General features: G+C 71.8%; 16 protein-coding genes. 10 read left to right on the forward strand and 6 right to left on the reverse strand.

All coding sequences use genetic code 11. From position 1 onward, the window contains the following. Positions 1 to 9 precede the first annotated feature (9 nt). Positions 10 to 1005, forward strand: a complete 996-nt coding sequence (locus tag P3X83_RS20460) for a polyprenyl synthetase family protein (RefSeq protein WP_277306734.1) — start codon at positions 10 to 12, stop codon at positions 1003 to 1005. Here the strand turns inward: P3X83_RS20460 and rarD are convergent. Further along, the gene (rarD, locus tag P3X83_RS20465; RefSeq protein ID WP_277306735.1) at positions 981 to 1922 is read right to left on the reverse strand and encodes an EamA family transporter RarD; all 942 of its coding nucleotides are present in this window, start codon (positions 1920 to 1922) and stop codon (positions 981 to 983) included. The two genes, P3X83_RS20460 and rarD, sit on opposite strands and share 25 nt — an antisense overlap. Before the next feature lie 133 nt (positions 1923 to 2055). Here rarD and msrA point away from each other — a divergent pair, with 133 nt between their 5' ends. Continuing rightward, positions 2056 to 2724: a peptide-methionine (S)-S-oxide reductase MsrA gene (msrA, locus tag P3X83_RS20470; protein WP_277306818.1), complete on the forward strand. Its 669-nt coding sequence runs from the start codon at positions 2056 to 2058 to the stop codon at positions 2722 to 2724. Here msrA and P3X83_RS20475 read toward each other — a convergent pair. Next, complete coding sequence (locus tag P3X83_RS20475) at positions 2655 to 3425, reverse strand: MerR family transcriptional regulator (protein WP_277306736.1); 771 nt, start codon at positions 3423 to 3425, stop codon at positions 2655 to 2657. The two genes, msrA and P3X83_RS20475, sit on opposite strands and share 70 nt — an antisense overlap. Before the next feature lie 62 nt (positions 3426 to 3487). Here P3X83_RS20475 and P3X83_RS20480 point away from each other — a divergent pair, with 62 nt between their 5' ends. From P3X83_RS20480 to P3X83_RS20490, 3 genes are read left to right on the forward strand one after another with little or no spacing between them, the layout of a single operon-like run. Then, positions 3488 to 4111 carry a hypothetical protein gene (locus P3X83_RS20480; RefSeq protein ID WP_277306737.1) on the forward strand — a complete coding sequence of 208 codons (624 nt, stop codon included), beginning with the start codon at positions 3488 to 3490 and terminating at the stop codon, positions 4109 to 4111. Between the two features lie 50 nt (positions 4112 to 4161). Beyond that, entirely contained in the window at positions 4162 to 4452 is a 291-nt protein-coding gene (locus P3X83_RS20485; RefSeq protein ID WP_277306739.1) for a hypothetical protein, read from the forward strand. Then, complete coding sequence (locus P3X83_RS20490) at positions 4449 to 4865, forward strand: DNA-binding protein (protein ID WP_277306740.1); 417 nt, start codon at positions 4449 to 4451, stop codon at positions 4863 to 4865. Before P3X83_RS20485 ends, P3X83_RS20490 begins: the two co-directional genes overlap by 4 nt. 123 nt (positions 4866 to 4988) lie before the next feature. Here the strand turns inward: P3X83_RS20490 and P3X83_RS20495 are convergent, their stop codons facing one another. Continuing rightward, positions 4989 to 5759 carry an NBR1-Ig-like domain-containing protein gene (locus P3X83_RS20495; protein WP_277306741.1) on the reverse strand — a complete coding sequence of 257 codons (771 nt, stop codon included), beginning with the start codon at positions 5757 to 5759 and terminating at the stop codon, positions 4989 to 4991. A gap of 317 nt (positions 5760 to 6076) precedes the next feature. Here P3X83_RS20495 and P3X83_RS20500 point away from each other — a divergent pair, with 317 nt between their 5' ends. Next, positions 6077 to 6418: a hypothetical protein gene (locus P3X83_RS20500; RefSeq protein ID WP_277306742.1), complete on the forward strand. Its 342-nt coding sequence runs from the start codon at positions 6077 to 6079 to the stop codon at positions 6416 to 6418. Positions 6419 to 6479: 61 nt separating this feature from the next. Here P3X83_RS20500 and P3X83_RS20505 read toward each other — a convergent pair whose 3' ends face one another. Then, positions 6480 to 7163 carry a hypothetical protein gene (locus tag P3X83_RS20505; RefSeq protein WP_277306743.1) on the reverse strand — a complete coding sequence of 228 codons (684 nt, stop codon included), beginning with the start codon at positions 7161 to 7163 and terminating at the stop codon, positions 6480 to 6482. 515 nt (positions 7164 to 7678) lie between these two features. On the opposite strand from P3X83_RS20505, the gene P3X83_RS20510 reads away from it, so the two are divergent. Both P3X83_RS20510 and P3X83_RS20515 read left to right on the forward strand, forming a co-directional pair. Next, entirely contained in the window at positions 7679 to 8572 is an 894-nt protein-coding gene (locus P3X83_RS20510; RefSeq protein WP_277306744.1) for a histidine kinase, read from the forward strand. Then, positions 8569 to 9225: a response regulator transcription factor gene (locus tag P3X83_RS20515; RefSeq protein WP_277306745.1), complete on the forward strand. Its 657-nt coding sequence runs from the start codon at positions 8569 to 8571 to the stop codon at positions 9223 to 9225. The genes P3X83_RS20510 and P3X83_RS20515 overlap by 4 nt, the downstream gene beginning before the upstream one ends. Positions 9226 to 9235: 10 nt before the next feature. Here P3X83_RS20515 and P3X83_RS20520 read toward each other — a convergent pair whose 3' ends face one another. Further along, entirely contained in the window at positions 9236 to 9511 is a 276-nt protein-coding gene (locus P3X83_RS20520) for a hypothetical protein (RefSeq protein ID WP_277306821.1), read from the reverse strand. On the opposite strand from P3X83_RS20520, the gene P3X83_RS20525 reads away from it, so the two are divergent. Beyond that, entirely contained in the window at positions 9494 to 10141 is a 648-nt protein-coding gene (locus P3X83_RS20525) for a response regulator transcription factor (protein ID WP_346742726.1), read from the forward strand. The genes P3X83_RS20520 and P3X83_RS20525 overlap by 18 nt on opposite strands. A gap of 245 nt (positions 10142 to 10386) precedes the next feature. Continuing rightward, positions 10387 to 11037: a GntR family transcriptional regulator gene (locus tag P3X83_RS20530; RefSeq protein ID WP_277306746.1), complete on the forward strand. Its 651-nt coding sequence runs from the start codon at positions 10387 to 10389 to the stop codon at positions 11035 to 11037. A 354-nt stretch (positions 11038 to 11391) separates the two neighbouring features. Here P3X83_RS20530 and P3X83_RS20535 read toward each other — a convergent pair whose 3' ends face one another. Then, the gene (locus P3X83_RS20535; protein WP_277306747.1) at positions 11392 to 11973 is read right to left on the reverse strand and encodes a DUF742 domain-containing protein; all 582 of its coding nucleotides are present in this window, start codon (positions 11971 to 11973) and stop codon (positions 11392 to 11394) included. Between the last annotated feature and the right edge of the window lie 2 nt (positions 11974 to 11975).

Below are 11975 nucleotides of genomic sequence, written 5' to 3' on the forward strand. Positions count from 1 at the left end.
GGGGAGCTTATGGCCGCGCCACCCGTTGTTGACCTGCCCATTGGCGACGAACGGCTGGCACGGGAGATGGCCGGCGGACTGGCCGAGGTGGAGAAGCTGCTGCGCGCCTCGGTCGAGAGCGAGGACGCCTTCATCACGGAGGCGTCCCGCCACCTCATCGAGGCCGGTGGCAAGCGGTTCCGGGCCACGCTCGTGCTGCTGGCCGCGCAGTTCGGCAACGCCGAGTCGGCGGGCGTGGTGCCCGGGGCCGTGGTGATCGAGCTGACCCATCTGGCCACGCTCTACCACGACGACGTGATGGATGAGGCGCGGGTGCGCCGGGGCTCGGCCTCGGCCAACGCCCGCTGGGACAACACGGTCGCGATCCTGACCGGCGACTATCTGTTCGCCCAGGCGTCCGTCATTCTGGCCGATCTCGGCAACGACCTGATCCGCACCCAGGCCCGTACGTTCTCCCGGCTGGTGCAGGGGCAGATCCGCGAGACCAGGGGCCCGCGCCCCGGCGACGATCCGGTCGACCACTACATCCGCGTGCTGGCCGACAAGACCGGCTCCCTGATCGCCACCTCCGGCCGGTTCGGCGCGCTGCTGTCCGGGGCGTCGCCGAGGGTCGTCGAGCGGGTGGCCGGGGCCTGTGAGGCCATCGGGGTCGCCTGGCAGCTCGGCGACGACCTGCTCGACGTCGCGGCCTCCTCAGGCGAGAGCGGCAAGACGCCGGGCACCGACCTGCGCGAGGGCATCCGCACCCTCCCCGTCCTCTACGTGCTCGCCTCCGACGACCCGGCCGACGCCCCGCTGCGCGATCTGCTGTCCGGCCCGGTCCCCGAGGAGCGGGTGGCGGAGGCCCTTGAGTCGCTGCGCGCCCACCGGGCGATGCGGCAGGCCAGGGATGAGCTGAACCGCTGGGCCGAGCGGGCCAGGGCCGACCTGGCCGAGCTGCCGGACATCCCGGCCAGGGAGGCGTTCATGTCGCTGTGCGACTACGTGGTGGCCCGCTCAGGCTGAAGTACGGCCGCCTCGTCCCGCGACCGCGCGGCGGCGATCCGGTTCCTTCTCGCGTGGCTCAGGGCGTCCCAGGTGAAGACGGCCAGCGCCAGCCAGACGATCGCGAACCCGGCCCACCGGCTGGTCGGCATGGTCTCCTTGACGATCAGCACCCCGCACATGAACTGCAGGACCGGCGCGATGTACTGCAGCAGCCCGACCACGGACAGTGGCACCCTGATGGCGGCGGCCGTGAACATCAGCAGCGGGATCACGGTGACCAGCCCCGAGCTGACCAGCAGCAGCGCGTGCTGCCAGCCGAAGGAGCCGAACGTGCCCACGCCCTGGCCGTGCAGCAGGAACAGGTACCCCAGCGCCGGTACGGCCAGCACCAGCGACTCGATGGTGAGGCTCTCCGCCGCGCCCACCTTGGCGGTCTTCTTGACCAGCCCATAGGTGCCGAACGTGGTGGCCAGTACCAGGGCGATCCACGGCAGCCGGCCGTAGTCGAGGGTGAGCACGAGCACGGCCAGCGTGCCGAGCCCGACGGCGGCCCACTGCGTGCGCCGCAGCCGCTCGCGCAGCAGCACGACCCCGAAGAGGACGTTGACCAGGGGGTTGATGAAGTAGCCGAGCGCGCCCTCGACGACGTGGCCGCTGTTGACCGCGTAGATGTAGGTGCCCCAGTTGATGGTGATCAGCAGGGCGGCCAGGACGAGCAGGCCGAGCTTGCGCGGCTCGCGGAGCATGGGACCGAACCACGCCCAGTGCCGCCGGACGGTGAGGATGCCCGCCACGATGACCAGTGACCAGGCCATGCGGTGGGCGAGGATCTCCAATGATCCGGCGGGCTGGAGGAGGGGCCAGTAGAGGGGGAAGAGCCCCCAGAGGGCGTAGGCGGCGACCCCGTACAGGATTCCGCGCCGTTCTTCAGGCATGTCACCAATTTTCGCTCCTTACCAGGGCTTAGCACAAATAAGGAGTTCTTGGGCACTGGTTTAGCGACGCTAACGCCAGGGAACATCGCGGCCTTCGCCGGAGTTGGATGAGATGAACGCAGAGGAGGTCCCGATGGGCTGGTTGTTCGGCAGAGACAAGACGACCATGGTCACCGCGGAGGACGCCCTTCCCGGCCGTCCCACCCCGCTCCCCGTACCCGACCGCCACCTCGTCCTCAACACCCCGCTCGCCCCGCCGTACCCGCCGGGCAGCGAGATCGCCGACTTCGGTCTCGGCTGTTTCTGGGGCGCCGAGCGCGTCTTCTGGCAGACCCCGGGCGTCATCACCACCGCCGTCGGCTACCAGGGCGGCCACACCGAGAACCCGACCTACGAAGAGGTCTGTTCCGGCCTCACCGGCCACACCGAGGCCGTCCGCGTCGTGTTCGACCCCGCCAAGGTGAGCTACGAGGAACTCTTGCGCGTCTTCTGGGAGGCCCACGACCCCACCCAGGGCATGCGCCAGGGCAACGACGTGGGCACGCAGTACCGCTCCGCCATCTACACCCATGGCCCCGCCCAGGAGAAGTCCGCCCTCGCCTCCCGCGACGCCTACCAACGCACCCTCACCGCCGCCGGCTACGGCGACATCACCACCGAGATCGCCCCCGCCGGCCCGTTCTACTTCGCCGAGGACTACCACCAGCAATACCTGAAGGCCAACCCCAACGGCTACTGCGGAATCGGCGGCACCGGAGTCTCGTGTCCGGTGGGGCTGGCCTCTGGGTCCGGCGACGTCTGAGGGCGTACGGAGAGTTCGAGGACGACGGCCTGGGCGCCGTCGGCGTCGATGAGGTGGTCTTCCACGGTGGGGCCGGTGACGGCCAAGTGGTGGCGGTGCAGCCAGGTGAAGAGGTCCTGGCCGGCGCGGATCACGTTCGTGGAAGGCGGGACGACGGCTCGCACGACGGCGCGAGCGGGCAGGGTTAGCCGCTCGCCGTCGTGGTCGGTGGTCACCGCAGCCGTGAAGCCGCCGGCCGGGTACCCGCGCAGCCAGGTCAGCAGGGTCGCCGGCGGCGCCGGGCACAGGGCGGCGAGCTCGGATGGGTGATCCAAGCACAGGCGATGTACGCGCAGCCGGCGGGATGTCACGGTGGTCTGCTGGGGGAGGATCGACATCGGGGTGGCGAGGTGGTCCTCGGCGTACGTGGCGGCGGCCGTGAGGGCGGCGATGTCACGCCGAATGCCGGTGACGATCTCGGCGAGGGCCTGTCGCAGGTGTTCCTCGGGAGCGTCGAGGAGGTCGGCGATCCGGCGTAAGGGCAGGCCGAGGCGTTGCAGGCCGCGGATGCGTTCCAGCCGGGCCAGCTCGGCCACGCCGTACCGGCGGTAGCCGGTGGATCGGTCTACCGCGGCGGGAGTAAGCAGCCCGATCTTGTCGTAGTGGCGCAGGGTTCGTTCGGATACGCCAGCCATGCGTGCGAGTTGCCCGATCCGCCACATCCTGGCTCCTCTCCTCGGCGGCTTGACCCTCTCCCTGCGGCAGGGTCCTACCGTCACCGTCCATGACAAGTTCTCGGCTTACCGGTGTCCTGTTGCTGATCTCGTTGGTGGCCATGATCGCCGGTGCGGCCATCGTGGTGCCATTGGGGTTGACCCTGAATCCGGCCGATCCCGCCGCCGCGCTGGCCGCTGTGGGGGAGCAGACCGGGCCGCACCTGATCGAGCTGGCCCTCGACGTGCTGGGGTGGCTGGCGCTGACCTCGGCCGGGCTGCTGATGTTCGCGCGTTTCGCGTTGGCCGGTGGACTGCTGGCCGTCGCCGGGACGGCGGGCCTGCTGCACGACGCCGGGAATCTGGCGATGACCCAGCTGGCCGCCGACCCCACCGCCCCGGGCGTCGCCACGGTGGCCGCGGCGGTGCTGCTGACCGCCAAGTGGATGGTCAACCTGGCCGGGCTGCTGTGGGTGGCCGCCACCGTCGCCACGGCGCTCGGCGTCCCGATGCCGGCCGGGCTTCGCGTCGCCGGTGTGGTCGCCGCGATCTCGGGCGCGGTCGCCGCCGCACTGCCGTGGACGACCGGCACCGACGGGCCGACGGCGGTGCTGGAACAACTCGGATACGCCCTCCACCTGCCCATCATGCTCTGGTACGGAGTCCTGGCCTGGCGGTACCTGCATAGTCGGTGATCCCTCGCCGTTCGGCGACCCTTTGCTACTTCGAGTAGTAAGATGAGCTCGTGAGCATGCCAGAGCGAGACTTCGCCCCGGGAGACGGCCCGGCCGCCAAGGTCAGTGTCTCTCTGAGGACGGGCAACATCCGCGCCGTCCGGGAACGAGTCGGGGCCCGCGGGTTCTCCGCCTATGTCGATGCCGCGGTGGAACGCCAGATCGAGCGGGATCTCCTGGAGGAGGCCCTGCAGGCGAACGAGGCCGCTTCCGGGTCGATTCCACAGTCTCTGCGTGACGAGGCCGCGGAGTTGTTCCGCCACGTCAGGTCGGCGCCCGAACTCCAGGAGGAGGACGGATGACCCGCGCACGAAGCAGGCTGAGCGCGGGCACCGTCGTTCTCAACTGCGAAGGTCTCGTGAAGTGGTGCGAGGCCGATCAACGTGTGACTGCATTCGTACGGGAGGCGCAGGACAACGACTTTCGGGTCGTGGTCAGCGCCATGACGCCGATCGAGGCGCAGGACATCCGCGTCCAGAGCGATCGTCTCAGGTGGTATCTGTCCCGGCTGAAGATCGAGGCGGTGACCGAGGACATTTCGACGCGCGCGATCGAACTTCTTCGGAGTGCCCGCCTGCACGGTCACAAGTACGCCATCGACGCCGTGGTCGCGGCCACAGCCCTGCGCTCGGTACGCCCTGCCGTCGTTCTGACGTCCGACGCGGACGACATGAGCAGACTGTGCGGAAAAGCAGTGCAGGTGGTCCCTGTCTGAGACCGTGCGAGGCCCGATGGTCCGGCTTCCAGGTCCGCCCGGTCAAGGGTCGGTCACCTGGACGTCGAGGAAGACGGGGCGTTTGGCGGGGAAGAGTTCGTGGCCCTGGGGGTCGGTCATCTTTCAGTAGATGCGGCAGGTGGCGGGGGTGGGGGCGGCTTGGACGGTGGCCTTGATGTCGACCGTGCGGCCGGGGGTGGTCGGGGGGATGGGGACCCAGTCGGGGGCCTGGCAGGCGGAGGTGTTGACGCGGGTGAGGCGGCGGTCGTGCCAGGTGGTGGTGCCGGTGTTGCGGAGGCGCCAGACCTTGGTGAAGGTCGTGCCGGGGCGGACCGGGGTGCCGTCCGGGTAGGTGATGTCGCCCACGAACTGGGAGTCGTCGTGGCCGGACGCGCTCGGGGGCGGTGACGGCTTGGGCTCGGCCGGGGGTGGGTCGGCGGTGAGGTAGAGGAAGGACGGGACGATCACGGCGACGGCCGCCGTGAGCCCGATGAGGAGGCCGATCCGGCGGGCCGGTCGGGGCGATGGGGACGCGGTGCCCTCCGCCGGAGCCACGGATGGGGACTCGGTGGTGGCGGCCTTCGCGTGGTCCCAGTGTTCGCGCCACTCGCGTTCGGCCCGGCCAGGGTCGCGGCCCAGGCGATCCACGGCGAGCACCCGGACGAACTCCCAGGTCGTCTCCCAACTCGGCAGTCTGCGGCCCTGGGCGGCGCTGGCGAGGGACGACTTCGACGCCGCCGCGCCCAGTTCGGCGGACATCTCGGCGTAGGAGGGGTTGCCCGCCTCTTCCTTCAGCCGCAGCAGGCGGTCGGCGAAGGCGGCGATCGCGCCCTCGTCGGGGTCGGGGCGAACCGGCCGGCGGCCTCGTCGTTTCCCGTGATCCTGACCCTGCACGAGGACCCCACTTCCGCTTACGTCGCCGGCACCTTCGACCCCTCCCGTGCGCCTCCAAAATTAGCCGACCAGCCCGCCGCGCACGTCTTCGCAGGTGGGCTCATTCGAGGGATTTGTCCAATGTCCAGATCCACCCGTCCCGGCAACCTTGGACAAAGATCGCTTGGGCGGGTCACCGTCGCGGTGGCAGTGTTGCCGGCAGCCCCGGAGAGGGATCGTCTCGCTCGCCGGTCGAGTTCGCGGGGGCCGGCATCAGTGATGCCGTTCGCGGGAGACGCCCTCTGGGGATCAGCTCACATCGGAAAGGGGAGATCTGCATGTCCACGAGTTCTCGTGGGGTGAGCCTGCGGACCCGAGCCGCCGTCGTCGTCGCCGCGTCCATCGCCGCCACCGGCCTCATCGGCGTGGGCGCCACGCCCGCCTCGGCCGGCGTCCACCGTGGCGTCACCGGCTGCTTCTCCTGGTCCTGGGGGGACGGCAACACCTCTGTGACGGTGTACTGGCACAACCGGTGCAAGTCCAAGCGAAAGCTCAACATCAAGTACAGCCTCGGCTGGACCACCAAGAAGTACACCGCCGTCGTCAAGGGCGACGGGAAGGGCCACAAGAAGTTCCAGACCGCCTCAATCGTCTCCATCAAGGACGGCGGGCGCGTCTAGTCCCGAAACCAAGCCGCATGGGGGCGGCGCCCACCCGGCGCCGCCCCCGCGGTGCTTTCGATCAGACCGGGTTCGAGGCGGCCAGTTCCTCGGCGCGGATCACACCCGCCTGCGAGCGGGCGAGCAGCCGGACGCCGACGAGCACCAACGGCGAGTAGCACGCCAGGGCGACCACGGCCCCCACCGTCGCGGGCAGGACGGCCGCCGCCACGAACGGCAGCAGGATCACCGGCACCGTCCACCAGCCGACCACCCCGGCGCGGGCGAGCCCGGCCATGAGCAGCGGGAGCATGGCGACTCCGAACAGGATGCCGCTGAGCCGCCACAGGGCGAGCGACGGATCGGCGGTGACGGTGTCGAACACCCGCGCCGCGTCGGCGAGCGGCACCGCGTTCGGCATCGCGCCGGTGAACCAGTCGGACAGCAGCATGCCGGACATCTGGATCGCGCCGAAGGCGGACAGCGCCACCCCGGCGCCGGTCAGCCCCCGGCCGCGCGGCCCACGGAGAAGCGTCAGCGTCGCGGGGACGCCCAGCGCGACGAGCACCCACCCGTAGTGGAACAGGTTCGCGGACAGCAGTGACACCCCGTAGTCGGCGGCCAGCGACGCCAGGTAGCCTTCGGACGAGTCGTCCGCCTGCGGCGGTGAGGTGAGCATGCCGCCGAACAGCAGCGCGGGGGCGAGTACGAGCGCGCCGCCCGCGAGTCGGCGCAGGGGAGTGGAGGCGGCGGACGTGGCGTCCATGGGGGTTTCCTTTCGGATGTTTCGGTTGCGCAGGTGTCTCGGTTGAGCAGGGCCAACGCTATGAGCGCGGGCCCGGCCGCCGGATCGGCGTAGCGGGCCGTCCGAAGTGCGATTCCGAGTCACCCGCCCGGCCCAGGTGTCCTCTCCGGAGACGACCCGGGAGGGCGAGCCGTCCTCCCCGGGTCTGATCCGCACCCCGGCTTCCTTGGTTAACGTCGGTGCGCCGGCGATGAGAGGAGCGGGTGTGGGCGCACCATTCACCCCCAGACGGTGGCTGCTCGTGGGGGCGGCGGCGGGAGCCCTGTTCGCCGTCCTGACGGTGGCCGAGATGTACGGCGACCCGCGCGGGGCCGACGACCGGCTCGCCGTCCTCGGGCTGAGCCTGGCCCTGGCGCTGTGCTTCCCCCTCGCGGCCCGGTACCCGATCACCGCGATGTCCGTCGCGATGCTGTCGTTCCCGTACGCGATGCTGACCGGCGCGGAAGGGGTGGGCGGCGCGCAGCTCATCCGAGCTGGTGCTCGTGGCGCACGCCGCGTTCCGCAGCGAGCCGCGCCGTTCGATGATCGCGGCGGCCTGCGCGGCCGTCGTCCCGGCGCTCGCCCTGGTCTGGGGCGGCGAGGGCGTCTGGGAGTTCGTCTTCTTCGGCGCGCTGGTCGGCGCCGCCTGGAGCCTCGGCGCGCTGCTGCGGCGGGAGCAGTCGCGCTCCCGCCAGCTCGCCGCGCTCGCCGCGGAGCTGGCCGCCGAGCGGGAGGCGCGGGCGCGGGCGGCGGTCGCGGAGGAGCGCGCCCGTATCTCGCGTGAGCTGCACGACGCGGTGGCGCACACCATCAGCGTGATGACCATGCAGACCGGGGTGGTGCGGCGGCGGCTCACGGACCGGCCGGTCGAGCACGAGGCGCTGACGCAGGTGGAGAGGCTCGGCCGCCGTTCCGTCAACGAGCTGCGCCGCGTGGTGGGCCTGCTGCGCTCCGCCGACCGGTCCGGCGACGACGCCGACGGGCTGGCGCCGCAGCCGTCCCTGCGGAGGGTCGAGGACCTGGTGACGGAGCTGCGTTCCGCTGGGCTCGACGTGACGTCCACGACGTCCGGCACTCCCGCCGCGCTGCCGCTGGGCGTGGACATGTCGGCGTTCCGGATCGTCCAGGAAGCGCTGACGAACGTGTCGCGCCACGCGGCGGCGGCGGTCGCGACGGTGACCGTGGCGTACGAGCCGGGCGCGGTGAGCGTCCAGGTCGTGGACGACGGCCGGGGCGCGGCGTCGCCCGGGCCGGGGCCGTACGGCGGGCACGGCCTGGTGGGCATGCGCGAACGCGTGGGCATGTTCGGCGGCGAGCTGCGCGCCGGCCCCCGCGCCGAGGGCGGTTTCGAGGTGTACGCGCGGTTTCCGCTCGGAGGGGAGATGTCATGATCCGGGTGCTGCTGGCCGACGACGAGGCGATCGTCCGGGCGGGCCTGCGCATGCTGATCTCCGACGAGCCCGACATGGAGATCGTGGGCGAGGCGGCCGACGGCAACGCGGCGGTACGGCTGGCCGCCTCCCTCGAACCCGACCTGGTCCTCATGGACGCCCGCATGCCCGCCCTCGACGGCATCGCCGCCGCCCGCGCGATCGCCGCCACACACCCCGGGATCAAGGTGCTGGTGCTGACCACGTTCGACGAGGAGGCCATCGTGGACGGCGCGCTGCGCGCCGGAGTCGCGGGCTTCCTGCTCAAGGTGTCGCCCCCCGAGCAGTTGCTGGAGGCGCTGCGCGAGGTCGCCGCCGGACGCGGCCTGCTCGACCCCGCGGTGGTCCCGTCCGTGATCGGCGGATACCTGCGCGCCCCCTCGGCCCCGCCCCGGCACCCCGCCCTCGACCGGCTCACCGTCCGCGAGGCCGAGGTGCTCGCCCTGGTCGGCCGGGGCCTGTCCAACTCCGAGATCGCGGCCCGCCTCTACCTGGGCGAGACCACGGTGAAGACCCATCTGGGCCGCGCCCTGGACAAACTCGGCCTGCGCGACCGTCCCCAGGCCATCGCCTTCGCCTACGAGAGCGGCCTCATCCGCCCCGGCGAAGAGTAGTTCGATCCGGTCAGCCACCGGGTCTGAGCGCGTCCACGGGGGACAGGCGGGCCGCGCGGACGGCCGGGTAGAGGCCCGCGACGGCTCCCGCGGCGACGGCGACGGCGAGGCCGCCGAGCGGGGCGGCGTGCGGCGGAAGCGGGAACCTGCCGTCGGCGGCCGGGTCGGGCCAGTCGGCGAGCCCGGCACGGCGCACGCAGCCGCGCGCCGGGCCTGGGGACGAGCGTGCGGGCCACGATCCCGTTGGGGACGCGGAATGATCCGGGTGGTGATCGTCGACGATCATCAGGTGGTCCGTCAGGGGCTGCGCTACGTGCTGGAGGACGAACCGGGCATCGAGGTCGCGGGCGAGTGCGCCGACGGCGAGGAGGCGCTCGCGGCCATCGCCCGGCTGCGTCCCGACGTGGTGCTGCTGGACATGCTGATGCCCGGGCTGGACGGCCTGGGCGTGCTCGAACGGCTGGCTGGGGAGGCCGTGCGGCCCGCCGTGATCGTGCTGACGTCCCATGTGGACGACGAGTGGGCGCTGCGTGCCGTCCGGGGCGGAGCACTGTCGTGGCTGCCCAAGACGGCGCCCGTGGGACGCGTGGTGGAGGCGGTACGCGCGGCGGCGGAGGGCGGCAGCGTTCTGGACCCGTCGGTGGCGGCTCTCCTGGTGCGCCGGGTGCGTGGGGAGGGGGATCCCTTACAGGCTTTGACGCCTCGGGAGCGCGAGGTCCTGACCGCCCTGTCGCGCGGGCGCTCGAACCGGGAGATCGCCCGCGCGCTCGCGCTGGGCGAGGAGACCGCGAAGTCCCATGTATCCAGCCTGCTGCGCAAGCTCGGACTGCAGGACCGGACGCAGGCGGCGATCTTCGGTTTGCAGCGCGGGCTGGTCCCGCTGGAGAGCGCGCTGGAGGATATGCCCGGCGAGTAACGTTCCGGCTGGTTCTGCGGACTCATTTGGCGGGCGCCACCGTGAACGGGCGCGCCTTGGTGCGCGCGAGCGCCGGGCGGGAAGCCGCCGGTCAGGGTAACTTTGGTGCCCCTGCGGACACTTCCGGGCGACCCCCCGACCGACGCGCGAACCGGCGGCCACGATCCCGAGCCGGTCGGCGCCTCCGCCCGGCACCGCCGTCCGACGCGATCATGCGACGGCGGACAAATGGAAAGCGTGGATCCATGACCATCGAACGTGCGGCCATCCTGACCGACACCCTCCGGCTACGCGACCAGGTGTGCGGCCACCTGCGCGACCGGATCATCTCCGGCGTTCTCCGGCCCGGGCATCGGCTGGTGGAGCGCGACCTGGCCGAGGAGTTCGGCGTGTCCAGGATCCCGGTGCGCGAGGCCATCCGGATGCTGACCGCCGAGGGATTCGTGGAGGCGCTGTCGCCCCGGCGCATCGCGGTCAAGGGGCTCACCCGGCGCGACGTCGAGGAACTGTTCGACGTGCGGGAGGCGCTGGAGGCGCTGGCCGCCCGGCAGGCCACCGCGCGTGCGACCGAGGCGGGGCTGCGGGAGCTGGCCGTCCTGGTGGAGCGGGTCAGGGGTGCGGGGGCACCTGACGCGCTCGGCAGGGCGGGGGCGCTGCTGCGCCGTCACGTGATCGAGATGACCGGCAACGGCCTGCTGGCGGACATCCTGGAGCCGCTCGAAGGCCGCCTGCGCTGGCTGTTCCAGCAGGTCGCCGACCCTTGCCGGCAGTGGGAGGAACACCGCGAACTGTACGAGGCCATCGCGTCGGGCGACCCCGACGAGGCCGCCGCCTGCTCCCTCCGTCACATCCGCCGCAGCAGACAGGTCGCCCTGGACCTCCTGACCGGCCCCTGAGCCCGTCGTCCACAGGGGGCGGGCGGCTCGTGGGCGGAGTTTTCCACAGAACGCCGTTCGGCCCCGATCCCGCGCGCGACGCGCAGGCATCCTGCTGCGCGTGCGAGAAAACCTGACGTCCGGGCTGCTCGACCCGGCACGAATGCTGACGGCGGGTCATCCCGGTCCGCCGCGACGTCATCCCCACCCGGATCGGCGACTACGTCGAACAGATCGCCAACGCCCTCCTCGAACGCGGCTGGAAACCGTCGCACGAGCGCCTGATCAGCGTCCAGTCCCACATTCGCGCCCTCCGAAGACGCCCACCGTGACCGTCTGACCAAGCCCGCATGGCGAGATCGCGGGTGTGGGCGGTCAGAGGGCGCGGAGACCGTGGAGGACCGCGCGGAGTAGCGGTTCCTGGGGAAGGCGGGCCATCGTGGCGGGCGGGCGAAGGGTGATCAAGCCACGCTCGCGCAGGTCGCCGAGCAGCACCCGGGTGACCATCACCCCGAACCCGGTCTCCGAGGCGATCTCCGCCACCGACGCCGGCGCCCGGCACGCCGCCAGCACCCGCAGATGCTCCGGCGCCAGCCCGACCAGATGCGCCCGATCCTTCGCCCGAAGGTCAGCGCGCTGCTCCTGGACCGTCGGCCGCGGCTCGGCCACGGCCTCGTGCCCCGCCCCGGTCCCATGAGGTCCTGATACGGCCGAGCCGGGTGCGGCGGCGGCCTGCCGTCCGTTTGGGCCGCTCGGGGCGTGAGGGGACGCCGGGGGCGGGCACGGAGGGCGGGGGGTGTGATGCGCGTCGTTCCTGATGCCACCGATCAAGGCCGCGGGGACGGCGGTCGCGATGGCGATCAGGTCGAAGTCAGGGCCGGTCGGCCGGGTCCTGCCCCTGGTCATCGTGTAGGGACGGACGACAGGGGCCTCCTGGTCGAACCGGCGTCCGGTCATCT

The organism is Spongiactinospora sp. TRM90649 (assembly GCF_029382225.1).
In the GTDB taxonomy this organism is placed as follows: domain Bacteria; phylum Actinomycetota; class Actinomycetes; order Streptosporangiales; family Streptosporangiaceae; genus Spongiactinospora.

Excerpts from the sequence above, each read along its gene's own strand:
- rarD (WP_277306735.1), bottom strand. The coding sequence starts at position 1,922 with ATGCCTGAAGAACGGCGCGGAATCCTGTACGGGGTCGCCGCCTACGCC.
- msrA (WP_277306818.1), top strand. The coding sequence starts at position 2,056 with ATGGGCTGGTTGTTCGGCAGAGACAAGACGACCATGGTCACCGCGGAG.
- P3X83_RS20500 (WP_277306742.1), top strand. The coding sequence starts at position 6,077 with ATGTCCACGAGTTCTCGTGGGGTGAGCCTGCGGACCCGAGCCGCCGTC.
- P3X83_RS20490 (WP_277306740.1), top strand. The coding sequence starts at position 4,449 with ATGACCCGCGCACGAAGCAGGCTGAGCGCGGGCACCGTCGTTCTCAAC.
- P3X83_RS20520 (WP_277306821.1), bottom strand. The coding sequence starts at position 9,511 with ATGATCGTCGACGATCACCACCCGGATCATTCCGCGTCCCCAACGGGA.
- P3X83_RS20460 (WP_277306734.1), top strand. The coding sequence starts at position 10 with ATGGCCGCGCCACCCGTTGTTGACCTGCCCATTGGCGACGAACGGCTG.
- P3X83_RS20480 (WP_277306737.1), top strand. The coding sequence starts at position 3,488 with ATGACAAGTTCTCGGCTTACCGGTGTCCTGTTGCTGATCTCGTTGGTG.
- P3X83_RS20515 (WP_277306745.1), top strand. The coding sequence starts at position 8,569 with ATGATCCGGGTGCTGCTGGCCGACGACGAGGCGATCGTCCGGGCGGGC.
- P3X83_RS20475 (WP_277306736.1), bottom strand. The coding sequence starts at position 3,425 with ATGTGGCGGATCGGGCAACTCGCACGCATGGCTGGCGTATCCGAACGA.
- P3X83_RS20530 (WP_277306746.1), top strand. The coding sequence starts at position 10,387 with ATGACCATCGAACGTGCGGCCATCCTGACCGACACCCTCCGGCTACGC.
- P3X83_RS20505 (WP_277306743.1), bottom strand. The coding sequence starts at position 7,163 with ATGGACGCCACGTCCGCCGCCTCCACTCCCCTGCGCCGACTCGCGGGC.
- P3X83_RS20535 (WP_277306747.1), bottom strand. The coding sequence starts at position 11,973 with ATGACCGGACGCCGGTTCGACCAGGAGGCCCCTGTCGTCCGTCCCTAC.